The following is a 26,832-nucleotide window of genomic DNA, read 5'->3' on the forward strand; positions in this document are numbered from 1 at the left end:
AGCGGAGACCGTATGACCCACCCCATTCAACATTGCCCCCGCGTAGCGCATGCGCCTTATCCCATCCAATCCAAGCGCCGCCGCCGGCTCCATGTCGCCGCCCTGGGCGCCGTCGCAATGACGCTGCTGTGCGGCTGGATGCCTGCCCAAGCAACATGGCCAGAGCGGCCGATCAAACTCGTCACGGGCTTTACGGCAGGGGGCGGCGCTGATGGCGTTGCGCGCGCAGTCGCTGAAGCCATGACGAAAATGCTGGGCCAGCCAGTCGTCGTCGAGAACCGCCCGGGTGCAGGCACTACGGTCGCCGCCGGGGTGACTGCCCGGGCCCCTGCCGACGGTTACACGCTAATGCTGCTGACCACCACCAATACGATCTCTCCTGCGATGTATAAGAAGCTGTCGTATCGGGCTGACAAGGACTTCACCTTAATCGGTTCGGTTGCACGCGGCCCGATGCTAATCGGTGTGTCAAAGGCGTCTGGCATCCAATCCCTGCAGCAGCTGATCGCGCTTGCGCGAAAGGATCCCGGCAAGCTGAACTATGGCGCTGGCGGCGTGGGCACAACCCCCCATCTTGCCGCGCTCGTGCTGCAACGCGAAGCGGGCATCAATCTGACGCACATTCCTTACAAGGGCGGCAGCGAAACGGGGGCGGCGCTGATCGGCGGCCAGATCGAGGTGCAATTTGGCACGCCGCCCGCGATGGCGCCGCTTGCCTCGCGCACCAATGTGCTCGCCGTGACCACCGCGCAGCGGACAGCGCTGATGCCGAACGTCCCGGCGGTCGCGGAGACCGTGAAAGGCTATGACGTGGCCAGCTGGTATGGCATCGGCGGCCCCGCGGGATTGCCTGCCGAAGTGGTAACGAAGATCTCGGGCGCATTGCGGGCGGTACTGAGGGACGAACAGCTGCGCAAGCAACTGGCGACGCTAGGCCTGGAGCCGTATTCGACCAGCCCGGTCGAAACGCAACACTTGTACATGAGCGAGCTGCGGCGTTGGAGTGACATCATTCACAAGGAAAAACTGCGCGCAGAAGACTAACCGGAGGCACTTGACATCCAAGCGACACACCATGCGAGGTTCATGGACAGTGACGGCATCGCGCGTGCTTCACTCTCCATGCCAGACAAGTATCTGGAGGCCTAGCATGGGCTCGCTGCTGCAGACAAGAGTCGCAACCCCGTACAACGGCTCAATTCTGCTGCCACGACGAACGGGACAAGCCGTTCGAGGACCCCGTGAAGGCTAGTCATCCGATCTATACCGATTGAGGCTGCCGCTCCCACATGGCGGTGCTGCGTCACCCGCAAATGCCACACCGCTACGCGCTCCCCGGATGTCGGACCCCCCCAAGGTCCGTACCTTTCCACGCCGCGTGTCCCAGCACCGTCCGGTGAGCCAGCAACGCCGGTGGATGGCTTCGATGGCAGTAGGCTGTGATGGCCATCGCAGGCATGCGCCGCCCGTCTTATCCGTTTGGTAGCGCCGCGACCGACAAAAATTCTGGTTTACCCCCCGTTCACCAAGGACGCCCTTGTTGGTATATTGTTATACACACATACACTGATGAACACTTACGCGCTACGCCGCTCTTGACTCAGGTTTCTTCTTCTTTCTCGTTATTGGGGATCACACCATGACAGCAGCATCGATTACGCCTTCCCCCGACTACATCCGCGGCAGCCGTGCTGCCTGGACCGTAAGCGACATCACCGCTGACACAAGCTGGATCTATCCATTATCTGAGGCTGAAGGTCAGGAACTCCTGGCGGCCACGCGTGCCGGTTTCCAGCCCGGGAAATCGTTGTTCGACTATCGCAAAACCGATTTCCCGCTGGATCGTGTGCTGGCTCCGCTGGCTGCGGCATTCCACGAGGTGCGCGACGGCCGTGGTATGGCGCTCATCAAGAATCTGCCGCGCGAGGGCGTGTCGCCAGAGGACTTCGAGATGATGAGCTGGGTCATCGGCCTGCATTTCGGTGTGGCACGACCGCAGGACCGGGCCAGCAGGTATCTGAACAAGGTCAAGGATGTGGGTGGCGCCTATCGCAGCCCGATGGGGCGCGGCTACTCATCCAACGCGGAACTGGACTTCCACGTCGATGGCTCGGATATCGTACTGCTGAGCTGCTACAACCAGGCCCCCGTGGGCGGGATGAGCATGTGCACAAGTTCTGTCCGGGCCTATGAGCTGGTCCAGCAAGAGCGTCCCGACCTCGCTCAGCAATTGCTGACCAGATTCCCGTTCAGTCGCAACGGCGAGCAGTGCGAAGGCGAGCCCGCATGGGTTAACGCGCCGATCTACGGCTTCGAGGACGGGCGAGTGTTCTGTGTCTGGAACCGCAATCGCGTGGAAAACGCTCAGAAACTCGGCGGCGTGCCAGAGCTGACTGGAAAGCAGCGGGAAGCGATCGGTTATCTCGATGCCGTGGTGCGACGCCCGGACCTGATGTACTGCATGCACCTGGAAGCCGGCGATCTGCAGTTGCTAAGCAACCAGACCGTACTGCATTCGCGCACTCACTTCGAGGACCATCCAGACGAAGACCAAAAGCGCACGCTGTTCAGGCTGTGGCTAGCGATGCCGGATTCGCTGCGACTGCCCGCCGGCTGGGAGTGTTACAGCGGCACGCGGGAGCCCGGCACCGTGCGCGGCGGGACCAAGGGCCACCATTACGACGAACACTGCCTACGCTTCGATACCGAACAAGGGCTGGCGATGGGCATGCGGCTCGCCTGAGCCTAGACAACTTCCGACAATTTCCAACACAGGAGACACTCCGATGGTCCGCAAGCCCCCGACGTCCGCAACCGTGGCGTTCCTCACAGCCGTCACATTCGCCCTGCCTGCCAGTTCAATTGCGGCGGCACCAGCCGCAGCATTTCAACCCAACAAACCTGTCACGCTAATCACGGTGCCGGCGGCGGCACTGATGCCGTGGGCCGCCTGTTCGCCCAGAAGCTTGGTGAGCTCTGGAACCAGCCGGTGGTAGTCGAAAATCGCGCAGGCGCCAATGGCGTGATCGGCTCCGCGTTCGTCGCCAAGGCGGCGCCCGATGGCTACACGCTGCTGCTGTCGGTGGCATCAATCGCCATCAATCCGTACATGATGCCGAAGCTTCCGTATGACACGGCCACAGCGTTTACGCCGATTACGTCTCTGGCCTTGCCGGTTGTGGTGATGGTGGCTTCGCCGAAAATAGAGGCGAAGGACGTGCCGACCTTCGTCGGCGCGGCACGCCAACAGCCGGGAAAGTTCACCTTCGCCAGCACGGAGACCAGTACCCAGTTGTACGGCGAGCGCCTGAAGGAGGGGCAGCATTTCGCCATGGTCCACGTACCCTACAAGGGCTCTACGCAATGGATGACGGACCTGATGGCGGGCAACGTGGATACAGGCTTCTCCAGCGTGACATCGGCGCTTCCGTTCCTGAAGGATGGCAAACTCAAGGTGCTTGGCGTCGCATCGGCGCGGCGCAGCCGACTGCTGCCCGATGTACCGACCTTCAGCGAACAAGGCATCGCCGACATGGAATCGCGCAGCTGGTACGGGCTATTCGGACCTGGCAATATGCCACCCGCCACCGTCCAGGCCATTCACCAAGACGTGAAACGCGTGTTGGCGAGCGCGGACGTCATCGAAAAGCTGCAGTTCCTCGGCGCGGAACCGGGAGGCGAAGTGCCAGCGCAATTCGCAAAGCGCTTTCAGGCAGACCTGGCCGAGTACGGCGTGCTGATTAAGCGGCTAAATCTGAAGGGGCAATAACGGCAAACATCATCACATCGGAGTAGCGCGTCGCGCATGGCAAAATGGGGGACGCTTTTCTTGTTTCCTATTCTTCATGACCTCATCCAGTATTTCCCTGAAGGCGCAAGGCACACTGTTGCATCGCCAGCTTTATCTGACCTTGAAGCAGCAGATCACCACGGGGCACTTCCGTGAAGGCGACCGCCTGCCGACCCAGGAAGCATTAAGTGCGCAATTCAGCGTGTCGCGCATTACAGTGCGCCGCGCCTTGGCCGAGCTGCAGGCAGAAGGACTGGTGCAGAACGAGCAAGGCGTCGGCGCATTTGTGCATGCACAGGTACGGAGGACTCCCACCAGCGTGTCCCTGACATATCTCGAAGGGCTTGCACTTGCCGTCAGCGAGACCCAAGTCACCGTGCTAAAGGTCGAGATGGCACGACCGCCGCTGGTGGTAGCATCGATGCTAGAACTGGACGACAACGATTTCGCCCTGCATGTGGTGCGAATCCGCACTCGCGAAGGCACGCCGCTGATGCATCTCGATGCCTGGATGCCGCCCCGATTCCAGCCGCGCGTATCCGCCGCCGAATTGGAGCGGCGGCCGTTGTACCAGTTGCAGATCCGGGATGATATCGAACTAGGCGAGGTAATCCAGGAAGTCACAGCGGAAATGGCCGATCCCCCTGTGGCAGGCCATCTGAAGGTGGAGGTCAATTCGCCAATCCTGCGCATGACGCGACTCGTGCATGACAGCCGGCAGCGGCCAATCCAGTACCTGCTGATCCGATCGTCGCCCCAACGCACCCGGATGGTAATGTCGATTCCGGGCAGCCAGTTGAATACGATTGGGGCGGGGCATCTGGTGCATGACGTGGGTTAAGCAAAATCTCGATGTCAAAGCGCCACTCACCGCTGAGAGCTTGCTTCGCATATCCCATCTCGATATCGCGGCATATTATTGATCGGACATTCATGAACTTTAATCAGGCCGCATACTTCACCGAATGATGCTGAAAGTAACTTCGAATGCGTTCAGGCTGTTTCTGCACACTGCGCAGATAGCTCGACGCAGCCTTGACGAGTTGCAGCTTGGTACGCTCCCGAGGTCACGGCCTGCTTGATATCAGCGTTGGCCATCTCGTCGGGATTGATTTCCGGGCTGTAGCTGGGCAGGTAAAACACCTCGATTCGCTTCGACATGCCGGGCGAGCTATCCGAGGAGGTATTCGAACGGGAAGTTACCGCATTACTGTGAAATGTTGGTCTGCCAACGGATGGCGAAAACTTCATCAGAACACTATCGGACACACTGAGCACGGCACTCGACGCGGTAGATGTCAACTTCCCCGACGGCATCGAATTCGGAGAACACGGGCTGATCCTTCGCTGGCCCGGCGAGGCACCCGACCCGCCCAACATGATGCTGATCGACCAGGCTATCACCGCATCGATGCCGCAGAGCAGCATTCTTGACGTGCTGACCGAAATGGAGCAATGGCTCAATCTGCACAGACCGTTCGGTCCCATTGTCCAGCATCGATCCAGGATCGATGACCCTCGCAAGCGAGTTATCTGCACGCTGTTCTGCGACGGCTGGAATCTGGGACCGAGCCAGACGGCTCGGTCCGTCAAGGGGTTGAGCCGCAAGCAAATTTGCCTTGCTGAACCTGCATCACATCACGGAAGAGCGGCTCGACAAGGCCATTGTGAAGGTCATCAACGCATAAAATCAGTTCGCGCTACCGGAGTACTGGAAAGCGACAAACGCGCGTCCGCGGATTGGGAAATCGCCTGCGACGAAGGCTCAGGGGGTAAATAACAGAATGACATACGCCTCGATTAAGATTTTCCGTGTGGTTGATCATCAAAAACTCCATTACCCTCAGCTTTAGGGAGTAGACCGACATAGTTTGCGCGTGCCCGGATATGAGGACCTTGGTGATATTGCTCACTAGCATGTGCAATCCAACCTACCATCCGACCCAATCCCACAATTGCCAACTCGTTGCCGTGCATCTCGAACTTCCTACCCAAGAAGGCCGCCAGGAGAACAAAGGCTGGTGGTTGGTCTGTCAAGTCGCGGACCAGATCAATCACTGCCGTAAGTCGCCGGAAGTCCGCGTCATGTGCGAAGACATCCATCATGTGCTTCATCAAGTGAGCTGCGCGAGGGTCCTCGACACCATGAACGTTTCGATCGAATCCTGCGATGGCCTCGCCCTCTCGAAAGCGCGCGAGTACCGGCTCGCAGGGGTCCTTCGCACCGGCAATCTCGCTGAGAAGTCGCACGGCCTGCTCTACGCGCCCAGCACTAATCCGTCGCCCCCTCGACGCTAACAGCCCGCACACCGCTGCTGCGTAAGGTGTAATTCCGGTGTTTGCCGTCGTGCGCACCGCGTACGTCATAGGGGTAAATTCGTGGTCCACGGAAAGCACGAGCATTCGTCGCACCATATCTTCGTACTTTGGTGCTATGCGCAGCCCTTTGGTCAGGTGCTGATGTAGTGGCCCGGCGACAGGTTCGCTTTGGGTGAGCACTGCGGCGTATGACCGTAGCGTGTCCGCGCCAGTGCGAGCGTAACCCGTTTTGCTTAGGTCGTACGCATGCGGATGCATCTGCTCAAGGATCGGGAACAACGCAAGTGCCTGAGCCATTGGTCCTAAGTGCTGTAAATCAGCGATCACTCTCCGCGCGACCTCGGGAAAGGGGAGTGCTCTTCTGTCAAAAGCGCCGGGTGTCTCCCACATCCATTCAGCAACCTCCTCAAGGGTTGCATGATCTGCCAAATCGGTTGCCGGACGACCTCGATAGTAGAGACCTTTCTCCGTGAGCAGCGTGATTGAGGTGCTAATTGCCGGCCAATGAGGCGTTGGAGACTGTGAGGCGGTGCCGCGCTCCGCGAGAAGCCGCTCAATGTCTGCAGCCCAATATCGTCGGCTGCGAGAGCCGTCCACCTTCGACGACCGAATTCCCTTCCTACCGACGTAGGCGTAAAGCGTCGCCACGCTGATGTTGAGCAGCGCCGCTGCCTCCTCCGCACTGAGGTATAGGGCGTCGTTAGTTACGGCATGTTCCGCTTTCATATTGACTCGACTCGTACAGATTTACACAGCTCAGCCCCGAGTATACAGTCAACACCATCGCCCCGGTAGTACATATGTGGATACATGTATCCATATATCCGACGGCGAGCCGTCGGCACCAATGTGGTCGATAGGAGGCCTCACTCCCGCGCGCGCACTACGGGAGCAGCCACATGCACATCGCACTGCATCCGGACGCTGCGATGCAAAAAACTACAGAGGAGATGAGTTATGAAGAAGGGACTTGCCATCGCGGCAGGATGCATGGCATTCGCGAACGAAGCTGCGCTAGCGCAGGACGGCATAACGCTATATGGCGTTGTGGACACGAACATTGAGTACGTAAGCAACGTCTCGCAACTTGACTCGACTCAGAGAGGCTTCCCTGGTCCAGGAAAGAGTCGATTTGGACTGACTTCTGGCGGACTTTCTGGGTCTCGTTGGGGAATTCGCGGGACTGAGGACCTTGGCAAAGGACTCAAAGCTATCTTTGCGCTAGAGAGCGGCTTTGAGGCAGACACAGGGAAGATGGCTCAATCTGGCCGTCTGTTTGGGCGCCAAGCTTACGTTGGGCTTCATCAGAAAGGCTTGGGTCAATTGACATTTGGACGGCAGTACAGCGCCATGTTCGACACATTCTCCAATTTCTCCCCCGCCGGGTACACGAATCAATATGAGCCGATTGCGTCCATGGTCGGACTGGATCTTCGGTCAGACAACACAGTGAAATACAAGGGAGAGTTCGGTCCCGTCACCGCTATCGCAAACTGGTCCTTCGGAAATGGCGTTGCAAGCAGTGGGGAGGTGGCCGGTCAATTCCGGCGAGACAGCGGCTATGGGTTCGGCGCCTCGTATCTCGGTGGGAAAGTTGGTCTCGCTATGGCGTTTGAACAATTCAATCCGACCCTGGCTGCCGGGGCCGCACCAGCGAGATTCCAGAAGGCAGGAGCGGCGGCTACTTACAACTTCGAAAATATTAAATTGACGGGCGGGTACCGTTGGGGCTTGAACAAATCAGGGAGCGATGCCACGCTGGCGCGAGATAACCTCTATTGGGTCGGTGCAAACTATTCTCTAGCCGCGCTTAGGCTAACGCTCGCGTACTACTACGATGATCTGAAGAATCTGAACGGCGTTGACGTAAAAAACCCATGGCAGGTTTCATTTATCGCCGACTATAACCTGTCGAAGCGAACCGACGTCTACTTGTCTTTGGCCTACGTAAAGAACTCGGGCCTAAATTTCGACAATACAGCTGTCTTTTACTCAGGCGGAAATCCTCTCGGGGCGGACAAGCAAAGCATGCTAGGAGCTGCCGTCGGCATCCGACACAGATTCTAAGGGCATAGGACAGTCACCCAAGTTCGTTGATGTCCCTCGGTAGAAGCCGGTCCCACCAAGCAGACGCCGGAACCAGGAATGGCGCGCAGCCACTTCCAGGGAGTAATGGGGGACATCTCCAGCCTAACGAAAGACGACGCTACCATTTCAAGTTAATCCGAAGGACTGTGACTACACAACTCTCGATTTTGGAAGCCGAATCTTAAAGGGATTTGCACAGTGAGCAGCAGTCAAAACGGTCTAAGCATCAAAAATTCGTCAACCAAAGGTGACGCGTTTAGCGCATGCAGCCGGCCTAAATTTTCTACTTCGGCAGCACTATTAACATCGTTGGCAGTCTTTTCTCAGGAAGTCGTTTGGAACTTCTATGAGGCCCAGGTTCCACCGGCCCTACGGCATTACACCAACAGTGCCGCCCTGATCGGCTTACTTATGGGTATGGACAATCTACTCGGGCTGTTTATTCAACCATGGATGGCGCACAGATCCGATAACACCAATAATCGCTTTGGTCGAAGAGTTCCGTATCTATTGATTGGTGTTCCGATAGCAGCTACTTTTTATATCCTTATTCCCTGGGCGGAAAGTCTACCAGCCCTCATTGCATCGATGCTCTGCTTTGCCTTAGTAGCAAACTCATTTAAATCAATCACCGAAGCATTGGTGGCAGATTTTCAGTCAGCTGAAAACCGAGGAAAAGCGAACGCGATGGCGAAATTAGCCGCAGCTCTGACGATATCAGTTGGTTCTGGTATTAGTTATTTCGTCATAGATAAGAGCACCAAGGTTGCATTCGCCATACCTGCTTTTCTACTTGTTATTGGCATGGCGATAGCATGTTGGGGCTTGGACGAACGAAAGCTCCATTCCGTAACCTCCGAAAAGGGCCGCGCACAACAAAGCCAAAGCTTTCGAAATCTAATTATGGATATTCTGCGCTCGAGCAATCGGAGCAGAGCCTCTATGCTTCTCGCCGTCTTCGCGACAGCGGGGGCTTGGTCCGCAATGCGGTCGCAGCTAAGTCCTTACGCAATTGAGATCCTTGGTTTGACGCGCGGCCAAGCTGGCTCGCTTTCAATGCCGGCTGGAATAGCATTTATCCTTGCGGTGTTTCCACTTGCAATACTATCTGATCGGTCGAGCCGCCTCAGTATATGCAAAATCGGCGGGCTTGTGTTTTCTGTCGGCTGCTTTGTGGCATTCATATCAACTAGCGTTCAAGCTACCATCATTGCATTGGTGATTGCCTCGCTTGGGTATGCCGCATTTGCAATAAATGGTGTCGTCATTATGTGGAACTTGGCCCCCAACAGTAAATGTACTGGAGCATACACGGGACTTTACACAATGGCCTTCGCTTGTGGTGCGACCATTGTTCCGGCACTGATCGGGCTACTGGTCGACGCGACCGGCTGGCGTTATTTGATGCTATATGCAGGCATTGCTGGATTAGTTGCTTTTTTGCTCTTTTCGCGAATCCGAAATTAATACTCAATTAATCTATCATAAGCTCCATTTATCGTGGTCTTCAAGTGTGATCACTATATAAAGGCTTGTGCGCGCTATTGTTGAATGATGGCTATGATAAAGAGGCCGCATGGGTGTTAATCGTCGAAATGATTCCCGTCTTACGAGAAATCGCATTCTCGAATTCTCACTGCGCCAGCTCAATGAACTCGGGGCGCCCAGCGTAACCACGACTTCAATATCGGAAGGAATGGGAATCAGCCCTGGGCTACTGTATTATCACTTTCGCAATAAGTACGACATTATTAACTCACTGTTTGAAAGCTTCGAGCAAGAGATGGATCGCCTTTTGAAGTGTCCGCAAGGCCATGCCGTCACATTAAAATGGAGCTGGATCCACATACAGTATTTGTCAGAGTTTATGTGGAGTTATCGATTCTTATATTTGGACATCAACGACCTTTTATTACATAGCCGAACGCTGGAAGTCAAATTTAAGCGCATTGTCGAAAGGAAAAAGGACTTTGCGCTAGAAATTTGTGGGCAACTTTTAGAATTCGGCGAAATGGAGGCCACGCCGGAGCAACTGGATGTCATGTGTACTAGCATCGTAGTTGTGATCACCTACTGGCTGTCTTTCCAGTTCCTGCAGCACGCTCGCCATTACAACGACGCAGAGCGAATTCGCGCTCACCTGCACGGGAGTAGCTACCATATCATTTCGATTCTCGCGCCTCATCTACGGGGCGGTGCGCGTGAAGCCTATAACCAATTGATCTGCGAGTACGAGGTCAGCACCCAAGGAAGGCCATTTGAAACAGGTGATGGCCATCGGCCCCTCTCGATTGATGACGCGGCCATCGCACTGAACGATGGAGGAGACTTGGCGTCAATCCACGCGGCGATAAGGCACGGTCGAACACGTGCGGTCGAACACGTCATGGTGGATCAGAGAGACGTACAAAAGTGAACCACTGAACGCGACGACTTCGTGACGACCGTGGCTCGAAGAGAAAAGAGGGCGTGGGCTGTCGCTAAGAATATTGGTGACGAAGCCCTGCCCTCGCAGCTGCCAGCCAATTGTGAAAGGGCGACCCGATGGTCATCGCCCCAACCGCCGGCAGCCGACACTACGCGGGACATATCATCTTCACCAGAGTGGGCTTCCTTATTTGCCGCAAAGTCATCCTGGACGCACCCCAAAGAGGTCTAAACCGTTGCGACGGGCGTCACCGGTGATCCAGCTGCGCCTGGCAGGCGCAACGGGGGCGCCGTCAATAGAAACCGACTGCGGTTGTGTTCGCGCAACCATCGGTTTAACGGCGACAGAAGCCATTGTTCACCCAGCGGCACGCCCAGTTTAAAAAGACAGTGTTCATGCAAAGTGCTGGGGGCGCCTGGGACCGGAGGAAGGATCTCAACGGCACGATTGTCAGAGATAAGTGCAACAACCCCAGAATCCGTGATCCACTGCAACAAACGGGCGTCCGCGCCATCGAGTCCAGCGCAACTGTTGTGCATGCGCCAAGGGTCGGGCTGTTTATTCATTTCGAGCAGAATCTCGTCGAAGCCGGTCCACAGACACAGCATGTCGCCCGATTCCACACAAACGCCGTCCTCGTCCAGGATGCGCATGAGGGCGTCGTAGCCTACACGTTGGTGTTCCCGACCAAAATGCCGAAACAGGTCCACCATAACTCCGCGACCTTGGACGCACGTAGCGGCCATCGTGTCGATGCCAAGCGGCCCTGCAGTCACACCCTCGAATTGCTCCCAGTCCTGTGCGCCAAGACGCGGCGGTGGCGTTACGACGTCCACACCGCCGCGCCATCCGTTGTAGTAAACGATTTCTGCGACACCGTCGCCGTCCGCATCGAATTCGGTACCCACATGCGCAAGGCTATCCCATTGTGTCGAATACTGGGTCGATAAAAGGACGGCGTCGTCGCAGACCACCGAGCGAATCCTGCCATCAGGCGATCGCCTAACGTGGTTATGAAAACACTGTCCGCCATGCACTGCGCCGAATAGCCGCGGCGGATGACGTCTCGGATTACCCACCGTTCCCCCCGGGAAGTCGAGAGGCAGGCTCAGGCAGAACGTGATGCCCTCGCGTGCTTCCGCTAATCCCTGTTTAACCTTGTCAGGAGTGAGAAGGTTCAGTCGCCCGATCTTGTCGCTGTCGCCGAACTCGCCCCAGTTGGATCCTTCTGGTCGGTGCACCCATCGTTTTCCCAATTTTCGCTCCTTGGTCGACAAGCCAAAGCTGCTCGCCGTCGCAAAGAATAGAGACCTCCAGGTCTATCCGTCAATGTCGACTGTTGTGGTCGACATATTTCATCAAGGCGGGAGGATGCCGTTGTAGTTCACCTTCCAGCGCACCAATGGCATCTCGTTTTGCTGCTCCCATGCGTGTGCGATCCAGCCAGCGATTCTTGCCAGGCGTACCAAGTTGGCATCCGGCTCTGCGCCGATGCGACGGTTCACAAACGCAGCCAGGAACGCGAAGTCCGGTTGCTGGCCGGTCAGTTCACTGGCCAAATCAATGGCCCGCTCAAATCGCGCGAAATGGCGATCGGCGGCAAGTAGCGTGCGCAGGGAGGACAAGAGTGCTGCGGATCGCGGGTCAGGCACGGCGAAAGGGGAAAATCCAAAACCTGGTACATCCTCGCTCCCTCGCACTCGGGTCTTTACTGGCTCGGTCGGATCCGAAGCGTTCTCGATCTCTGCCATGAAGCGGGCAAACGAACTGACGCGAACCGCCGGCAGACGTTTTCCCATGACCGCTGAGAGGCCCGCTATCACACAGCGGTACGGTGTCGCGCCGGTGCTCGCAGCAGCGCGCGCGACATAGGTCGCGGGGTGAAGGGCCTGATCGGCAGAAAGCACGAGTACGCGCCGCACTGCATCCTCGAGTTTCGGCCCACACTTGGTGGTCTGGCCGATATAGCGGTGCAGAGGCCCTTTCGCCGGTGTGGCCTGGCGCAACATCCAAGCGGCGAACCAGCGCATCACGTCCGCACCCGAGCGCAAAAAGCCTTGCTTACTGAGGTCGTGCGCGCGCGGGTTGCTTGCCTCGATGGCGGGCAGCAGCATCATGGCACGGTCCAGCGCACTGTAGCTCGCACAGGCTTTGAGCAGCACATCGAGGTTCGCCGGGGTTGTGATCGGCATCAAGCCATCGAAAGGGTCGAAGTCGCCGGCATCCCACAAGAGGCGAGCGACTTCCTCCAAGGTCGCATGTTCAGCCAAATGAATCGCGCTGGTACCACGATAGAAGGAGCCTTTCTCCGTCATCAATGTGATCGCCGAGGTCCCTGTGAGCCCCGGTGCGGCTTCTCGTGACGAGGCCGGTGCTATGCCCGTTTTGATCTGTTCGATGTCCGAGCGGAGATATCGGCTGACCCGGCTGCCGCGCGTCTTGTGCGTGCGGATGTTCTTGCGGCTGACGTACGTGTATAGAGTGGACACGCTCACGTTCAACATTCCTGCTGCTTCTTGCGCTGTCACGTAGATGCCGTCGCTGGAACCCAGCGGTGCGGTCGTATCGATGGACACGATAGATCTCCTAATATGTCGACGATTATAGTCGAGATTGACCGATAAAATCGGGCCGTCTACATTTCGGATCAAGGAGCAATTCTCAGACCGATGGAGACGACGTGAACGAATGCAGATTTATTGCCGCGAGCGGGATGCTAGGCATTGGTGTGCCGGAAGACAGCCTGCGCAAGGCCTTGGAGATCAAGCCACATTTCGTGGCTGCCGATGCGGGTACCACGGATGCGGGTCCCTTCGCACTTGGCAAAGGGGTGTGTGCCTTTCCACGCGAGGCCATCTTGCGCGACATGACCATCCTGCTGCGCAACACGGTGCCGGCGAAGATCCCTCTGTTGATTGGCTCGGTAGGCACAGGCGGCGCCGATGTGCACGTGGACTGGTTCATGGAAATCGTCCGCGAAGTAGCCACTGCCGAAGGGCTGCAGCTCAGGGTGGCGGAGATTCGCTCGGAGCAGTCAAAGGACTTCCTTCGACAAAAATTCAGGGAGGGCCGCATTCGCGCTCTCGATCCGGCACCGCACTTCGACGAAAGCACGATAGAGCGCAGCGTGCGCATCGTCGGCATGATGGGTGTCGAGCCGTTGCAAGCGGCGCTCGAGACAGGCGTCGACCTAGTGGTTGCTGGGCGCTGCAGCGATCCGGCGCTTTTTGCAGCCATGCCCATCATGATGGGACTGCCCCACGGATTGGCATGGCATGCGGGCAAGGTCGTCGAATGCGGTGCATCGGTCTGTGAGAAACCGAGCCACGGAATGATCGTTGGCTATGTGCGCCCCGACGAGGTGGTGATCCAGCCAATCGGACCGGGGCTGCGCTGCACCCCGCAGACGGTAGCGGCACACAGCCTCTACGAGAATGCCGATCCCTTCTTTTTTACTGAAGCCTCGGGCGTATTGGATATCAGCGGTACCACATACGAGCAGATGGAAGACGACATCAGCGTCCGGATGCGAGGCAGTCGATTCCGAGCCGCCGATCAGATCACCATCAAGCTTGAGGGTGCCGAATTGGTTGGCTACCAAAGCATCTTGATTGGCGGCATTCGCGACCCGTTCATTCTCGGCGAATTCGATGCATGGCTCGGCAGGGTGCAGCTGCGTGTACGTGAATCGGTAGAGAAGGTCTTCGGACGCTCGCTGGAGGCATTGAATGCAAGGATTGACTACCACGCCTACGGACGCAACGGCGTGATGGGAAACCTAGAGGCCGACCTCGCTCACGTACCACACGAAGTGGGGCTTGTCGTCGAGGCGACTGCGAGCGACCAAAAGACTGCAACCGCATTGGTGCAATTGACCCGGCAGCCGCTACTCCATCAGCCCACAACCAAATGGAAGGGCTCGATTACTGGCTTTGCATGCCTGCACAACCCATCGCACATCGAGCGCGGCCCAGTCTATACATTCAACGTTAATCATGTCGTCTTGCCGGAATCCCCGGTCTCGATGTTCCGTACCACCTTCACCAACATCGAAGGAGCTGCGCATGCAACTGTCTGATCTGACGGCCATGGTCCGCAGCAAGAATGCCGGTCCCTTTGTGCTGACGTTCGACATCCTGTTTAGCGACGAAGAGAGTTACCTGCGCGTCAAGCGCTCAGGCGCTCTAAACGTTGAGATGTTTGCAAAGCTTTATCACACCGCACCATCGAAGGTGCGCTTCTTCGAATGCGACAAGGCGCTGGCCCTCAAGTTCAGCATTCCACATCCCACGACGCAGGGCGCGCTCGGCAGCGCGGATCTGCACGGAGGCCAGCAGTTCATTCCGTTGCTCGCTATTCAGATTCCTTGAAGAAATGCGGCTATGTACCGCTTCAATGGAGACAACTCATGCGCATTTTTTTCCAAGCGGCTCGGGCCATCGGACTGACTGTCTGCCTGGCGGCCGGAACTTCCGCCGCGATCTCTCAGACGCGGAATGACGACGCCGCCAATTGGCCCCGTCGCGTCGTCAAGCTGGTTGTTCCGACTGCGCCAGGCCAAGCTTCGGACGTGCTCGCGCGTCTGCTGGCGGACTATCTGTCGAAGGCTTTCGGTCAGCCCTTCATTGTGGACAACCGCAACGGGGGCGGTGGTTTCATCGGCCTTTCGATCGCGGCCAAGTCGCCGCCAGACGGTTATACGCTCGTTATCGCCTCCAGCGGACCGCTTACCGTGTCACCGGCGGTGCTTTCCAAGGTGCCGATGGACACAGTCAAGGATCTCGAGCCCATCGCCAATATTGCGCTGACTCCTCAAGTCATTCTGGTGGCGAGCAAGGGACCATACAAATCGCTATCGGACCTGATCGGCGCTGCAAAGAAAAAGGATCTCGCCTTCGCGATTCCGCCGCTCGGATCGACGAGTCATTTGGCCTATGCGGCATTCGCGAGATCGACCAACACGAATTTCAACCTCGTGCCATTCAAGGGGAATGTCGATAGCGCTACGCAAGTCATTGGCGGCGATGTGGCAGCCATGTACGACACCGTGCCTGGCGCATTGAACTTGCTCAAGGCAGGGAAGTTGCGTCCACTGGCTGTCGCAGCCTCGCAGCGCTCCCCGTTCCTTCCAGACACGCCTACGCTGGGTGAACTGGGCATTCAGAACTCCGAGGCGGTGGGCTGGATTGGCCTAGCTGCCCCGGTGAAGACACCACCTGAGATCCTGGAGAAGCTTGCTTCGCAGGTGCAGCGCTTTCTGGCGGATCCTGCGGTCCGCGCGAGCATGAAGGCCCAAGGGTTCGCGCCCGTGGACAGTGCCACACGCGAATCGTTTAAGACCACCATTCGTTCCGACCTTGCGCACTGGTCAAAGGTGGCGAAGGAGGCGAACATCCATGTCGACTGACTACATGAATCGAGAAAGGGACGCTGCTGTCGGTCGATGGATGATATCGCGCCGCAGTATTATTACCCAAAGCGCGCTGCTGGGGCTTAGCTTGATGCTTCCGGCTTACAGCAAGGCTGCGGGTGAGCCCTTTGCATCGAAGCCTTTTCAGGTCATCGTGCCGTATCCACCCGGCGGTTCAAACGATAGCTTGGCACGCCTGATCGCTCTTCAATTGGCGCGTAAGTTTCAGCAACCTGTACTCGTTGACAACAGGCCCGGCGCCGGAGGAGGTATTGGAATCAGGGTACTCGCCAAATCTGTGGCCGACGGCCATACGCTTGGTCTAGTTTCGTCATCGTTCGTCACGTCGGCTGCTGTAAGCGCCAAGCTGCCCTTCGATGCGATCAAGGATTTCGAGCCCGTCGCAAGGATTACATCGAGTGCACTGCTGGTTCTCGTGTCACCGCATCTGGGCGTGCGAGATCTGCAGGGTTTCATCGCCCTCGCACGGCAGCGGCCAGGAATGCTCAGCTACGGGTCGTCTGGTGTTGGTAGTCTCAATCACTTCGCAGCGGAGTTGGTCATGGACGCTGCAGGCGTTCGGCTCGTGCACGTACCGTACCGCGGCATGGCTCCGGCAATGGCGGACCTGGCCGGTGGCCACCTGGACTTGGTGATAACCAGTGAGTCCTCCGCGCGCGCTTTTCTCAACAAGCGCAACGTTGTTGCAATTGCAACGACGTCGGCACAGCGGCTTCCCCACCTGAGCACTGTGCCCACTTGTCGAGAATCCGGCCTTTCAGAAATTGTGATTGACGCGTGGGCGGGCTTTCTTGCGCCAGCCGGGACGCCGGCGGACAAGCTGACGCTCTTGAACGGTGCGATCAACGAAGCCATGACCAGCCCGGAACTATCCAAGGCTTTAAAGCTCGAGGGGGCGTCAGCCTTTGAGCCGCTGACTGCAACTGAATTCAAGTCATTGGTACAAAGTGACATAGCGCGCTGGCGCAAAATCGCGAGGGCAAAAAGAATCGAGGCTGACTGATGCTCCGCCTCCACCGGCGCCAGCGCGGATGTCCGGTATAGCCTTTATGAGAGCCTACGCGTGTAGTGAAGATGATGGGAGGAGCGAAAACGTGAGTTGTGAACCTGCGGTGCCTCCCCATCTCGATTCTGTACCCGCGGCTGACCGCCTTCCATCTAAAGCAAATGGACGATTCTTTATTGACCACCGAACAACAATGTCTCTGTGCACACTGTGCCTGTCTCAACTTGACCGCCCCGGCTATTTTCCGCCGCATTCTAAATTGGTGAAATCCGAGACGCAGCGTACTAAAGGCGGTGCAAATGCCTTTGCGTATTACTGCAAGCAATGCGGAGAGACGCTGCTGCTAACAGCGGCCGACTGCGAGGCGCCAGACCGCTGGACTCGCCTGGCTGCGGCCGATTAAATATGTCCGCCACGTTGCTGGGGAGGCCCAAGAGCGCCTGGGTGCCCAGCCCAGCTAACTCCCGCATTGACGCGCTGTGGTTGGCCGTCGATTCCTCGACATACGTGCCGGAAGCGAGCGGCTGCTGGCTCGCGTGGTGCAAGTCTTCGGCGCAGCCCAGTGTCGTCACGCCTACCTGTTCGCGAACGCCCGCTACACACGCGTCAAACTGCTGATGTATGATGGCTTTGGCGTGTTGTGCGCCGCGCGCCGTCTTAACCAGGGCGCTTTGCCTAGCCTGCCGGTACCACCGGCGCACAACCGACGCCGGCGCAGTTCGACGCCCCAGTGCTCGGCCTGCCCTGGCAGAGCCTCGAAGACCTGCGCGCACTTACGCGGCCCCCCATCGGTAGGTGGCAACCCGCGCTGCCCTTGATAACTCTGGAACCACTTGGCAAACAATCGAAGAACGCTAGCATCTTGTGGCGAAGGCCTGCCGATCTAGGTGGCAAGAGTTTTCTTAAGTCTGTGAATGCACAACTCTACTCCGTGGTGACAAACGACTGTTGGAGGATTGACAGAGCCTCTGTTTTGCCGTCACGAAGCAGTTCGCGTTGTGTGACCCCGCATTGCAGGGCTGATGAGAGTACCTCAAAAATCGATCTCGCCCCTACCGAACGGCCACTACTGGGCCACGCCGCATGCGCCGTTTCCAACTGGACAGTTCGAACGGCCAGGACGGAGTTTTCCTCGGCGCGCATTGCGTCAGCGACGGCAAACGGGTCACGTCCTATAAGGACGGTGAAAAAGTATGGGCCTGCAACGCCGTGTATACCGCTGCCCATTTCGACTTTGCCTCCATTCCGAGCGACTGCACGTGGATACCCGACTGAGGTGCCGACGCGCCACCGCTACCACGACGCATTGCGCTTTCAGCAGTTTCAGTTCTGGCGATGACACGATAAGCAGAACGTTATCGTGCTTATCGCCGCGTCCCGGCACGCCGGCCTCGCAATCCCCCTGCTCCGCTCGCTTCAACGAGTCGCTTACTACCTCAAACGGACGGATTCGCAACGGCATTAGCCGGCCATTCTCAGTCGATCATCGCTTGCTTTCCGAGTGACCATAGGTGCTCTGCAGATTCAACCGGTCACTGACACTGCAGTAACTTCGTGCCACGCGCCTAGAGTTTCGCTGTTCGTCTTCGGAGAAGCATGTCAAAGAGAAACTGGGCGGCCGGCGCCAACGGGCGTCCTCGTCGCGAGATCAATCCCAACGTTCGAGTTATCACTGGCTCAGTCAGTGGAATCGCAAGCAGACCACTGCTGGACTTCGGCGGCAAAGCCATTCGAGGCACAACACCGATTCCCAGGTCGGCCTGGACCAGACTTACCAAGGCGGGAACATGGTTTACCTCGCAATACCATCGCGGTCTTACCGGCAGCCGCGCAAGCGCCTGGTCGATCAGGAAGCGGTTGCCGCTGCCTTGCGCTAGCGTAATGTAGTCAAAACCTTCAAGGTCTGTCCATTTGACGCTTCTTCGCGTCGCCAACGGATGCCCCTTGCGACAGGCGACAACGAACGCCTCTTCAATCAAGGGGCAGAAATCGATGTCAGGCTCCTGCGTCCCGATATAGGTCAGGCCGAAATCCGCATCGCCGCGCGTGACCGCGAGAAGGACATCCCCGGAAGACTCGTCAATGATGCGGAGCCGTATCCCCGGATAGCGCTCGTGATACGGCCCCACGACAGAGGGCAGGAAATGCCCGACCGCAGACGGTACGCATGCAAGCGTCACCTCACCCGACAGCCGTTCGGCAACGGTCTGGATGCCGAGCATGGCCTCTTCCAGCTCGTTGATGACGTTTCGCGCCTTGTGCACAAATATGCGGCCCAGGGTAGTCAATTCGACTTTCCGGGTGGTCCGCGTGAACAGCGCGACGCCAAGCGCTTCTTCCAGTTTATCGACGCGACGCGACAGTGCCGACTGCGACAGGAACATCGCATCGGATGCCGCCTTGAAGCTGCCCAGATCGGCTACGGCCAGGAACGCACGCAAGTCCGCCAAATCGAAATTCATGTGTCTGACGCAAGAATACTTGTGATATTTGCACTTTACACTGGAATCTGGTCAGCGTGATCATTCGCACCATGGATGGAACGAAACACTGTCCTGACCAAGCAGGAGACCCAATGCCCAACAAAATACGAGAGCCTTTACGGCACATGTCGCGCCGTACCGCCCTTGCCGCCCTCGCGATCCCGCTAGCCACCGCCCTGATCCCCGCACAGGCGCAGACCTGGACACCCGCCAGGCCGATCCGGCTGATTGTCCCGTACGGGCCCGGCGGAAGCTCGGATGCCATTGCCCGCGTCATCGCGGCAGAGATGTCAAAAAATCTGGGCCAACAGATCGTGGTGGACAACAAGGGCGGCGGCCAGGGTGTCATCGCCATGCAGGAGACCGCACGCGCCGCACCTGACGGATACACACTGGTTCTCGGCCACGTTGGCACGCTTGCCGTCAATCCCGCCATGATGCGCAAGCTTCCCTACGATCCTCTGAAGGACTTCACGCCGGTGACTTTGCTGGCAAAAGTGCCGATGGTGTTCGCGGTGGGGCCTACCGTTCATAGCGATTCCATCAAGGCATTCGTCGCCCAGGCCAAGGCAAAGCCTGGTGCCATGACCTATGGATCGGCGGGCAATGGAAGCGCTGGTAATGTAGCCTTCGAGATGCTCAAACAGACCGCGCATATCGATCTTGTGCACGTGCCATACAAGGGCACCGGCGCCCAGATTTCCGACTTGCTCGCCGGAAACATCGACGCCGCATCGGCGGGCCTGGCGGGGATCCTGCAACACGCCAAGGCGGGCAAGCTGCGCATCCTCGCGGTTGGATCGTCACAGCGCCTCGCGCCGATTCCCAACGTTCCCACCATTGCCGAGGAAGGCTATCCGGGATTTGAAAGCTCACAATGGTTTGGGCTGATGGCGCCAGCGCGCACGCCCACGCCGGTGGTCAGCCGCCTGCATGCCGAGGCAGTCAAGGCCCTGGCCACCCCGCTGGTGCGACAACGACTTGCCGAGGACGCAAGCACGCCTGTCGGTGCGGGCAGCGCCGAATTTGCGTCATTCATTCGTACCGAGCAACAACGCTGGGGCACCGTCATCCGCAGCGCGGGAATCCAGGCAAACTAAGTCTTACGAGAATATCCAGCATGCAACAAGATCGCATCACAGTCTCCGAAGCCGAACTCCGCCAACTCGGAGTGCGCGCGTTCCAGGGCCTGGGCCTGACCGAAGGGGACGCCATCGATGTCATTGACATCCTGGTACTCGCAGACCTCTTCGGGCTCAGCACCCATGGACTGTCTCGCATTGAATCCTATGGCGAACGGCTCCAGTCCGGCGGTATCTCGGCACGCCCCACCATTACAGTCGAGCGCGCCGCGCCGGCGTTGGTGAAGGTTGATGGTGGCAACGCAGTCGGCCCGCTCGCTGGCATGAAGGCGCTGCGCGCCGCCATGGAAGTCGCCGAAGAATTCGGCATCGGCATGGCCTTCGTCCGGGGCAGCAATCATTTCGGGCCGGTTTCACCATACAGCTACATTGCGGCGGAAGCAGGATTCGCCAGCATGATTGGCAGCAACGCCACGACGACCATCGCGCCATGGGGTGGAAGCGACGCACGCCTGGGCAACAGCCCGCTGGGCTTCGGCGTACCGGGGCATGACAGCCGCCACTTCCTACTGGACATGGCCATGAGCGTGGCCGCGCGCGCCAAGATTCGCAATGCGCTCAAGGCAGGACAATCCATTCCGGATTCATGGGCCACCGACGCGCAAGGACGACCGACCACCGATCCCAAGGCTGCCCTCGATGGCTTCCTGCTGCCGATTGGCGGGCACAAGGGCTATGGGCTGGCACTGATGGTCGATCTCTTCGCCGGACTGCTCTCGGATGCGGCGTACCTGACTCACGTCAAGTCGTGGGTCGATGCACCCGACCAGCCCCAGAACCTGGGCCATTTCTTTATTCTAGTTGACACCCGGCGACTGGGATCGGCGCAATGGCTGGCTGCGCGCATGCAAGACTTTGCGGCGATCCTCCACAGTAGCGCACCTGCCGAGCATGGCAAGCCCGTCATTGTTCCCGGAGAGATCGAACTCGACAAGCTGGCGCGTCAGCGCGAAAAGGGCATTGCCATGGATCCAGCGGTGAAGGCGCTACTGGATCGACATGCCAACGCGAAGACGAACTGAGATTGCACACGCCGAAAGCACCATGACAAATCAATATGCAAGGCTCGCAGCGGAGCTTGCGCCGACGGGAATCCTTCGCGCAGCCATCAACGTTGGCAACCCTATCCTGGCAAACCTCGATGCCGACGGGAATCCATTCGGCGTTTCAGCAGACCTGGCCGGCGAGTTCGCCCATCGGCTTGGCGTCCCCCTTAAACTAGTCGTCTTCGACACCGCGGGGAAGTCGGTCGAGGCCGTCACGGCCGAACAGGCTGACTTCGGCTTCTTTGCCCTCGACCCAGTCCGGGGGGCCGGCATCGCATTCACCGAACCCTACGTACTGATCGAAGGCGCGTATTTGGTGAAGGAGCAATCTACCGTCAAGGCCAACGAAGAGGTCGACCTTGCCGGACGCCGTGTCGTGGTAGGAAAAGGGAGCGCCTATGACCTTTATCTCACTCGTACGCTGCAACATGCACACATCGTGCGCGCCCCGACGTCCCCTGCCGTTGTGAAAACATTCCTGGAACAGGGCGCGGACGTGGCTGCAGGGGTGCGACAGCAATTGGAAGCAGATGCCAAGCGCACTGCGGGCCTGAGGTTGCTGCCGGGCCGGTTTATGGTCATACAGCAAGCCATGGGCCTCCCCAAAGCCCGCAGCGCTGAAGCCGTGGAATTGCTACGGCAGTTCGTCGAGGAGATGAAGGCCTCCTGCTTCGTTTCGGACGCTCTCAGGCGTCACGGAATCGAGGGCGCGTCCGTCGCGCCCACGAAATCATAGCGAGGGCTAGAATTGACCACGCTCCCGCCCGGCGAAGGCCGTAGGTAACGTCACTCGTGGGGGCTGGAGCTTGGCGTACGCGGACGTCAGTGAGATGCCTTCCGGCCAAGCTGCAAAGTGATTCAACCGGCTGTGCAGTTTCCTAAGTTGAGGAGTTGCGGACCGAGGCAATTCGCCTCGAGCCACGACAGGAGCACAGCCATGTCAGTCGCGACGCAAGTACTGAAGCAGACCCAAGCCTCCGCTGAAATTGCCAACCATGCGAAGTCGGAGTTCCTGTCGAACATGAGCCATCCTTGCGCAATCCGCTGAACGCCATCCTCGGCTTCGCGTAACTGATGGCCTCCGAGGCTCCGCCCCCAACTGCGTCGCGGCAGGCCAGCATCGACCAGATCCTGAAAGGGGGCTGGCATCCGCGGGAGCTCATCAACGAGGTACTTGACCTGGCCAGGATAGAAGCCGGTCAAGCGTCGCTGGAGCTTTCCGACGCGGGCATTCCGTGCGGCTATTGAAGATGCGGCAGAGCGCTGCGCGGCTGCCGGGCTTTTCACCCTTATTTGAGCAAGTTGGTTGGGTCTGCAAAGAAATGCTGAAATGCTGCCCCAGCGGGCTTTGAGGATGATTGCCGCCGCGTCTTAAGCGGCGGCCTTGGTGTGGAGCCTTCAGTTAGGCAACGCCTGGCTTCAAGTGGGACATACTGCTAAGGGATGGCGAAGCGCAACGGCAGTAGCCAACTAGATCGCGCATTGAGCGGCGCGGGGCCTGACCCTACGTATTAGGGCGTGTTCACACTAGTTGCTCCGTCCTTTTTTCTTGCGTTCCGTTGTCGTCACTGGACGAATCGCATGATCTGACTTATATAGGGCTTGTATCGTTTCGAGCATCGCCTCCTGAAACCTGGCGATGCCGAGAGTGATAGGTCGGTCCATCCGACGTACGAGATATCGTGAGATCACCAAGCCTTGGACCGAGCCGCCTGAAAAATCACCGCGCTTGATGTCGGCGGCAATACCCGAATAGGGAGAGATGTGTGCTCCGACCCCGCGTCGAACAAGATCCTTGGTGACCTGAAGCGCGTCAGCCTCCGCCACAATGTGCAGTGGGATGCCCTGACCCAAAGCAACGCTTTCGATGTACTGCCGCACCAATTGGGTCCGTCCGGGCTGAATGAGCGGCTGCTTTGCCAGCATCTTAAGCGTATAAGTTCTGGGAGAATTCAGTATTCTTCCGCTTGGTGGCTGGAGAACCCACAATTCTTCCGCGCATAGGGGGACGCTGACCAGGGGCGGGTCGGCCTCTATCATTAAAACTGCGAGATCCAGCCGATCCGCGAGTAGATGATCGCGCAACTCATTGCTTAAACCCTCGCGCAGCTCGAACGTTACCTCTGGGTACTTGCGCTGGAACGCATCCACCGCCATGCCGATCACGAATCCGCCAAGAGATGGCGGAAAACCGATCCTCAACGTCCCAGCGACCCTTCCGCTCGATTCGGCAACTTCGACCGTGACGTCCCGGACAACGCGGAAGATTGATTCCGCCCCGGCGAGGAGCTTCACACCCGCCTCGGTAGGCTCAGCGCCTCGGCTATGACGGAACAGCAGTTGAACACCCAGTTCCTCCTCCAGAAGGAGAACCTGCCGCGTCAACGCAGGTTGCGTGATATGCAGCGCTTCAGACGCTTTCGTAAAGCTCTTCAGTTGTGCGACCTGCGCGAAGTACCTAAGTTGGACCAAGTCCATCGAGCTTTTCCCCCTATAAGATAATTCTATATTAGGCAAAGAAATTTGGCATTTGTCGAGGCAGGGACAGTCGTCCAAAATCTCCATCACACACAGGAGACTTCACGATGATCACACTGACGAGCGCATTCCGCGCGCTGGTCTCTGTCGCGATGCTGGCGCTTACAGGGACCGTATCCGCGCAGACGTATCCATCCAGACCCATCCAACTGATCGTGCCCTTCTCGGCAGGTGGCCCCACCGATGTTTACGCCCGGCTGATCGGTAAGTCGCTTGGAGACGCGCTGGGGCAGCCCGTCATCGTAGATAACCGACCCGGAGCAACCGGCCTCATCGGCAGTAAAGCAGTGAAGGACGCGCTGCCGGACGGCTACACGCTGCTGTACACCTCGAACAGCGCTCACATCATTGGCCCGCTGTTGAGGAAACCACAATCGTTCGACCCGGTGGCGGACTTCACTCCGATCACTGAGCCGCTCCGTTATCCGATGTACCTGCTGACATCAACAAAGCTCCCGGCGAAAAGCTTTAAAGAATTTGTCGCGTTGGCGAAAACGCGGCCAGGCAAACTATCCTATGCAAGCGTGGGTGCCGGTAGCGGCAATCACCTTGCCTGCGAACTCATGAACCAAGCGGCAGGGATCCAAGCGCTGCACGTCCCCTACAAAGGCGCTGCCCAGACAGTGACCGCGCTCATGTCAGGCGAGGTCGACTTCATGTGTGACTCTGTCGGCAACTCGCAACCCATGGTTAGGGCTGGCAAGATGAATGGTCTGGCGCTGACTTCGGCGAAGCGACTGCCGGCCGTGCCCACCATCCCAACCATGACCGAACAAGGCGTCCCCGTCGAAGCGTATATCTGGCACGGATTCTTTGGCCCGAAAAATCTGCCTGCGGATGTGCGCAACAAGCTCACTGTTGCCATAAGGAGCGTGATGAACAGCCCGGAGTTGAACGCTCGAATGCACACGGAAGGATACGAACGGATCAACCAGGCGCCAGAACAGTTTGCGAAGGACATTGCTGCCGAAAAAGCAATCTGGGCAAAGCTCATCGCCGAGAAGAACATCACTACGGACTGACTCGGCCTGCCGCGCGCCTCCCCATCCCGCCCTGACGCTCTGTGCGTCCCAGCAACCTATCGCGAGTCGCCCTGACGTGGGGCACGTCATCAGTGGACCTGCTGTCTTGCTATGACAGTTCAAAATAGAGGAGTTCAACAGTGTTTCAGTACTTCGGCGACAACTACACATGGAATATGGCCGTCAATCTGGCTCTTGGCATGGGAGCGCAGATCGGCGAAATCGAAGATTCGTCCGGGCCAGTTAAAGAGGCATCGCTTCGGAAGGATTCTAAGGCCGCGGAGATACTCTTTACAGCGTGGAGTGGTTTGGCCGATCGACTGGCAGCCTTGGCGCGACAGGATCTCAAGCACGGCCGACGTTTGAGCGCCGGTCACAAGTTCAAGCGAGCGGCGATCTACTACGTGCAGGCCGAGCGCATGCAATCCCCTCATTTCGCAGATCGCAAGAAGGCATTCGAAAGCATGCTCGCATGTTTTCGACAGTACGTCGAGCTGACTGAGCAACCCGTTGAATTCGTTGAGGTTCCGTATCAAAGCTCGACATTGCCTGCTCTCTACGTACCTGCTGTCGGCGTCGAAAGTGGTGGCGCGCCCTGCATGGTGCATTTCGACGGACTGGACGTCACGAAGGAAATCCTTTACTTGCTAGGGATGGGATCGGCGTTGCGCGAACGGGGGGTATCTGTGCTGCTAGTGGACAACCCAGGCGTCGGTGAGGCACTTCGATCAAAGGGGCTGACAAATTTTCCCGAGGCGGAAGTGCCTGCCGCCGCCTGCATCGACTATCTCGAAGGACGCGACGACGTTGACGCGTCGCGCATTGGCATCATGGCGCTATCGCTGGGTGGATTTCATGCGCCCCGTGCAGCCGCATTCGAGCGTCGTTTCCGGTGCTGCGTTGCGTGGGGCGCAAACTATGACTGGGGAGCGACCCAGCGCTACCGCTATGAGAGCGGTGATCAGCGTCTCCCGGTTCCTCACTACTGGGATCACGTGATGTGGGTATTCGGCGAGAGCAGTATCGAGGGAATGTTGGCCACCGCTGATCGCATGACCTTAGCAGGCGTGCTCCACAGAATTCGCTGTCCGATTTTGGTCACCCACGGCGAAAACGACCGTCAAATTACGCTTGCCCAGGCAGAACGTCTCGTGGCTGAATGCGTCAACAGCTCCAAGGCTGAACTATTTGTGCACAAGCTCGAGGATGGCGGCGCTGAGCATTGCAGCGTCGACAACATCCATATTGGCGTCGACACGATCGCCGACTGGGTTCAAGAAACCATGGCAGAACTCAAACATGGAATGCACCAATCCAATAACGAAGAACGGTCGGATTAACGCTGACGGCTCTCGGAGCACGATAGGCGTGCGTTCTCATCCCACCCGGTAAAAATCCACCGACTGCCCCGCATTGACCGCCCGCCGCAGCCAGTCGGGCATGTCGCCGGTCCCGTCCCAACTCTGCCCCGCAGCGTTGCGGTAACCGGCCACCGGCGGGGGCGCGGGTGGGGGCGGTGGCGGCGGCGGGTCGAAGCAC

At 58.2% G+C, this 26,832-nt stretch carries 24 protein-coding genes and 3 pseudogenes; 20 read left to right on the top strand and 7 right to left on the bottom strand.

Annotation, left to right across the window (positions count from 1 at the left end):
• The first annotated feature begins 12 nt into the window (after window positions 1-12).
• The 4 genes from AC3WRR_RS31120 to AC3WRR_RS31135 all read left to right on the top strand — a co-directional run bounded on the left by AC3WRR_RS31120 (window position 13) and on the right by AC3WRR_RS31135 (window position 4,631).
• Window positions 13-1,044 carry a Bug family tripartite tricarboxylate transporter substrate binding protein gene (locus AC3WRR_RS31120; RefSeq protein ID WP_183300308.1) on the top strand — a complete coding sequence of 344 codons (1,032 nt, stop codon included), beginning with the start codon at window positions 13-15 and terminating at the stop codon, window positions 1,042-1,044.
• Window positions 1,045-1,639: 595 nt separating this feature from the next.
• Window positions 1,640-2,743, top strand: coding sequence for a TauD/TfdA family dioxygenase (locus AC3WRR_RS31125; protein ID WP_492299019.1), 1,104 nt, complete (start codon window positions 1,640-1,642; stop codon window positions 2,741-2,743).
• Between the two features lie 198 nt (window positions 2,744-2,941).
• Window positions 2,942-3,769 (top strand): tripartite tricarboxylate transporter substrate-binding protein, encoded by an 828-nt coding sequence (locus tag AC3WRR_RS31130; protein ID WP_492299021.1) that lies wholly within the window; start codon window positions 2,942-2,944, stop codon window positions 3,767-3,769.
• 76 nt (window positions 3,770-3,845) lie between these two features.
• Complete coding sequence (locus AC3WRR_RS31135; protein WP_492299023.1) at window positions 3,846-4,631, top strand: GntR family transcriptional regulator; 786 nt, start codon at window positions 3,846-3,848, stop codon at window positions 4,629-4,631.
• Window positions 4,632-4,734: 103 nt separating this feature from the next.
• Here the strand turns inward: AC3WRR_RS31135 and AC3WRR_RS31140 are convergent.
• Window positions 4,735-4,939: pseudogene (locus AC3WRR_RS31140) on the bottom strand (IS630 family transposase); the annotation flags it as partial.
• 229 nt (window positions 4,940-5,168) lie between these two features.
• Between AC3WRR_RS31140 and AC3WRR_RS31145 the strand changes: the two are divergent.
• The gene (locus AC3WRR_RS31145; RefSeq protein ID WP_492299025.1) at window positions 5,169-5,570 is read left to right on the top strand and encodes a Tn3 family transposase; all 402 of its coding nucleotides are present in this window, start codon (window positions 5,169-5,171) and stop codon (window positions 5,568-5,570) included.
• A 20-nt stretch (window positions 5,571-5,590) separates the two neighbouring features.
• Here AC3WRR_RS31145 and AC3WRR_RS31150 read toward each other — a convergent pair whose 3' ends face one another.
• The gene (locus AC3WRR_RS31150; protein WP_492299027.1) at window positions 5,591-6,835 is read right to left on the bottom strand and encodes a citrate synthase; all 1,245 of its coding nucleotides are present in this window, start codon (window positions 6,833-6,835) and stop codon (window positions 5,591-5,593) included.
• 231 nt (window positions 6,836-7,066) lie between these two features.
• Between AC3WRR_RS31150 and AC3WRR_RS31155 the strand changes: the two genes are divergently transcribed.
• The 3 genes and pseudogenes from AC3WRR_RS31155 to AC3WRR_RS31165 form a co-directional block, all read left to right on the top strand.
• Window positions 7,067-8,176 (top strand): porin, encoded by a 1,110-nt coding sequence (locus tag AC3WRR_RS31155; protein WP_492299029.1) that lies wholly within the window; start codon window positions 7,067-7,069, stop codon window positions 8,174-8,176.
• A gap of 219 nt (window positions 8,177-8,395) precedes the next feature.
• Window positions 8,396-9,664 carry an MFS transporter gene (locus AC3WRR_RS31160; protein ID WP_492299031.1) on the top strand — a complete coding sequence of 423 codons (1,269 nt, stop codon included), beginning with the start codon at window positions 8,396-8,398 and terminating at the stop codon, window positions 9,662-9,664.
• A 109-nt stretch (window positions 9,665-9,773) separates the two neighbouring features.
• Window positions 9,774-10,430, top strand: a pseudogene (locus AC3WRR_RS31165) (TetR/AcrR family transcriptional regulator); the annotation flags it as partial.
• Between the two features lie 422 nt (window positions 10,431-10,852).
• Here the strand turns inward: AC3WRR_RS31165 and AC3WRR_RS31170 are convergent.
• Both AC3WRR_RS31170 and AC3WRR_RS31175 read right to left on the bottom strand, forming a co-directional pair.
• Window positions 10,853-11,902 carry a cyclase family protein gene (locus tag AC3WRR_RS31170; protein WP_492299033.1) on the bottom strand — a complete coding sequence of 350 codons (1,050 nt, stop codon included), beginning with the start codon at window positions 11,900-11,902 and terminating at the stop codon, window positions 10,853-10,855.
• An 81-nt stretch (window positions 11,903-11,983) separates the two neighbouring features.
• Entirely contained in the window at window positions 11,984-13,201 is a 1,218-nt protein-coding gene (locus AC3WRR_RS31175; protein WP_492299035.1) for a citrate synthase family protein, read from the bottom strand.
• Between the two features lie 104 nt (window positions 13,202-13,305).
• Here AC3WRR_RS31175 and AC3WRR_RS31180 point away from each other — a divergent pair, with 104 nt between their 5' ends.
• The 6 genes from AC3WRR_RS31180 to AC3WRR_RS31205 all read left to right on the top strand — a co-directional run bounded on the left by AC3WRR_RS31180 (window position 13,306) and on the right by AC3WRR_RS31205 (window position 18,337).
• Complete coding sequence (locus AC3WRR_RS31180) at window positions 13,306-14,703, top strand: acyclic terpene utilization AtuA family protein (RefSeq protein WP_492299037.1); 1,398 nt, start codon at window positions 13,306-13,308, stop codon at window positions 14,701-14,703.
• Window positions 14,690-14,995: a DUF4387 domain-containing protein gene (locus tag AC3WRR_RS31185; protein ID WP_492299039.1), complete on the top strand. Its 306-nt coding sequence runs from the start codon at window positions 14,690-14,692 to the stop codon at window positions 14,993-14,995. Before AC3WRR_RS31180 ends, AC3WRR_RS31185 begins: the two co-directional genes overlap by 14 nt.
• 38 nt (window positions 14,996-15,033) lie before the next feature.
• Window positions 15,034-16,032, top strand: coding sequence for a Bug family tripartite tricarboxylate transporter substrate binding protein (locus tag AC3WRR_RS31190; RefSeq protein ID WP_492299041.1), 999 nt, complete (start codon window positions 15,034-15,036; stop codon window positions 16,030-16,032).
• Window positions 16,022-17,059, top strand: coding sequence for a Bug family tripartite tricarboxylate transporter substrate binding protein (locus AC3WRR_RS31195; protein WP_492299043.1), 1,038 nt, complete (start codon window positions 16,022-16,024; stop codon window positions 17,057-17,059). Before AC3WRR_RS31190 ends, AC3WRR_RS31195 begins: the two co-directional genes overlap by 11 nt.
• Before the next feature lie 482 nt (window positions 17,060-17,541).
• Entirely contained in the window at window positions 17,542-17,880 is a 339-nt protein-coding gene (tnpB, locus tag AC3WRR_RS31200; protein WP_492299045.1) for an IS66 family insertion sequence element accessory protein TnpB, read from the top strand.
• Window positions 17,881-18,145: 265 nt separating this feature from the next.
• The gene (locus AC3WRR_RS31205) at window positions 18,146-18,337 is read left to right on the top strand and encodes a hypothetical protein (protein WP_492299047.1); all 192 of its coding nucleotides are present in this window, start codon (window positions 18,146-18,148) and stop codon (window positions 18,335-18,337) included.
• 290 nt (window positions 18,338-18,627) lie between these two features.
• Here the strand turns inward: AC3WRR_RS31205 and AC3WRR_RS31210 are convergent, their stop codons facing one another.
• Window positions 18,628-19,524, bottom strand: coding sequence for a LysR family transcriptional regulator (locus AC3WRR_RS31210; protein ID WP_492299049.1), 897 nt, complete (start codon window positions 19,522-19,524; stop codon window positions 18,628-18,630).
• A 113-nt stretch (window positions 19,525-19,637) separates the two neighbouring features.
• Here AC3WRR_RS31210 and AC3WRR_RS31215 point away from each other — a divergent pair, with 113 nt between their 5' ends.
• From AC3WRR_RS31215 to AC3WRR_RS31230, 4 genes and pseudogenes are all read left to right on the top strand, one after another.
• On the top strand, window positions 19,638-20,645 hold the full coding sequence (locus AC3WRR_RS31215; RefSeq protein ID WP_492299051.1) for a Bug family tripartite tricarboxylate transporter substrate binding protein: 1,008 nt from the start codon (window positions 19,638-19,640) through the stop codon (window positions 20,643-20,645).
• Window positions 20,646-20,665: 20 nt separating this feature from the next.
• Complete coding sequence (locus tag AC3WRR_RS31220) at window positions 20,666-21,709, top strand: Ldh family oxidoreductase (protein ID WP_492299053.1); 1,044 nt, start codon at window positions 20,666-20,668, stop codon at window positions 21,707-21,709.
• Between the two features lie 22 nt (window positions 21,710-21,731).
• The gene (locus tag AC3WRR_RS31225) at window positions 21,732-22,469 is read left to right on the top strand and encodes an ABC transporter substrate-binding protein (protein ID WP_492299054.1); all 738 of its coding nucleotides are present in this window, start codon (window positions 21,732-21,734) and stop codon (window positions 22,467-22,469) included.
• Between the two features lie 222 nt (window positions 22,470-22,691).
• A pseudogene (locus tag AC3WRR_RS31230) lies at window positions 22,692-22,945 on the top strand (sensor histidine kinase); the annotation flags it as partial.
• 315 nt (window positions 22,946-23,260) lie between these two features.
• Here the strand turns inward: AC3WRR_RS31230 and AC3WRR_RS31235 are convergent.
• On the bottom strand, window positions 23,261-24,211 hold the full coding sequence (locus AC3WRR_RS31235) for a LysR family transcriptional regulator (RefSeq protein WP_492299057.1): 951 nt from the start codon (window positions 24,209-24,211) through the stop codon (window positions 23,261-23,263).
• A gap of 107 nt (window positions 24,212-24,318) precedes the next feature.
• On the opposite strand from AC3WRR_RS31235, the gene AC3WRR_RS31240 reads away from it, so the two are divergent.
• Both AC3WRR_RS31240 and AC3WRR_RS31245 read left to right on the top strand, forming a co-directional pair.
• Window positions 24,319-25,293 (top strand): Bug family tripartite tricarboxylate transporter substrate binding protein, encoded by a 975-nt coding sequence (locus AC3WRR_RS31240; RefSeq protein WP_492299059.1) that lies wholly within the window; start codon window positions 24,319-24,321, stop codon window positions 25,291-25,293.
• 140 nt (window positions 25,294-25,433) lie between these two features.
• The gene (locus AC3WRR_RS31245; protein WP_492299060.1) at window positions 25,434-26,633 is read left to right on the top strand and encodes an alpha/beta hydrolase family protein; all 1,200 of its coding nucleotides are present in this window, start codon (window positions 25,434-25,436) and stop codon (window positions 26,631-26,633) included.
• Window positions 26,634-26,669: 36 nt separating this feature from the next.
• Here the strand turns inward: AC3WRR_RS31245 and AC3WRR_RS31250 are convergent.
• A partial coding sequence (locus AC3WRR_RS31250; RefSeq protein ID WP_492299062.1) for an H-NS family nucleoid-associated regulatory protein occupies window positions 26,670-26,832 on the bottom strand: 163 nt, incomplete at its 5' end.

This window comes from Cupriavidus sp. FW305-3-2-15-C-LB2, assembly GCF_058787575.1.

Bases quoted from the DNA above. Each gene is read 5' to 3' on its own strand.
- AC3WRR_RS31185 (WP_492299039.1), top strand. From the start codon at position 14,690: ATGCAACTGTCTGATCTGACGGCCATGGTCCGCAGCAAGAATGCCGGT.
- AC3WRR_RS31150 (WP_492299027.1), bottom strand. From the start codon at position 6,835: ATGAAAGCGGAACATGCCGTAACTAACGACGCCCTATACCTCAGTGCG.
- AC3WRR_RS31220 (WP_492299053.1), top strand. From the start codon at position 20,666: ATGCAACAAGATCGCATCACAGTCTCCGAAGCCGAACTCCGCCAACTC.
- AC3WRR_RS31120 (WP_183300308.1), top strand. From the start codon at position 13: ATGACCCACCCCATTCAACATTGCCCCCGCGTAGCGCATGCGCCTTAT.
- AC3WRR_RS31125 (WP_492299019.1), top strand. From the start codon at position 1,640: ATGACAGCAGCATCGATTACGCCTTCCCCCGACTACATCCGCGGCAGC.
- AC3WRR_RS31145 (WP_492299025.1), top strand. From the start codon at position 5,169: ATGATGCTGATCGACCAGGCTATCACCGCATCGATGCCGCAGAGCAGC.
- AC3WRR_RS31155 (WP_492299029.1), top strand. From the start codon at position 7,067: ATGAAGAAGGGACTTGCCATCGCGGCAGGATGCATGGCATTCGCGAAC.
- AC3WRR_RS31195 (WP_492299043.1), top strand. From the start codon at position 16,022: ATGTCGACTGACTACATGAATCGAGAAAGGGACGCTGCTGTCGGTCGA.
- AC3WRR_RS31135 (WP_492299023.1), top strand. From the start codon at position 3,846: ATGACCTCATCCAGTATTTCCCTGAAGGCGCAAGGCACACTGTTGCAT.
- AC3WRR_RS31205 (WP_492299047.1), top strand. From the start codon at position 18,146: ATGCGCCGTTTCCAACTGGACAGTTCGAACGGCCAGGACGGAGTTTTC.
- AC3WRR_RS31240 (WP_492299059.1), top strand. From the start codon at position 24,319: ATGATCACACTGACGAGCGCATTCCGCGCGCTGGTCTCTGTCGCGATG.
- AC3WRR_RS31215 (WP_492299051.1), top strand. From the start codon at position 19,638: ATGCCCAACAAAATACGAGAGCCTTTACGGCACATGTCGCGCCGTACC.
- AC3WRR_RS31225 (WP_492299054.1), top strand. From the start codon at position 21,732: ATGACAAATCAATATGCAAGGCTCGCAGCGGAGCTTGCGCCGACGGGA.
- AC3WRR_RS31210 (WP_492299049.1), bottom strand. From the start codon at position 19,524: ATGAATTTCGATTTGGCGGACTTGCGTGCGTTCCTGGCCGTAGCCGAT.
- AC3WRR_RS31235 (WP_492299057.1), bottom strand. From the start codon at position 24,211: ATGGACTTGGTCCAACTTAGGTACTTCGCGCAGGTCGCACAACTGAAG.
- AC3WRR_RS31190 (WP_492299041.1), top strand. From the start codon at position 15,034: ATGCGCATTTTTTTCCAAGCGGCTCGGGCCATCGGACTGACTGTCTGC.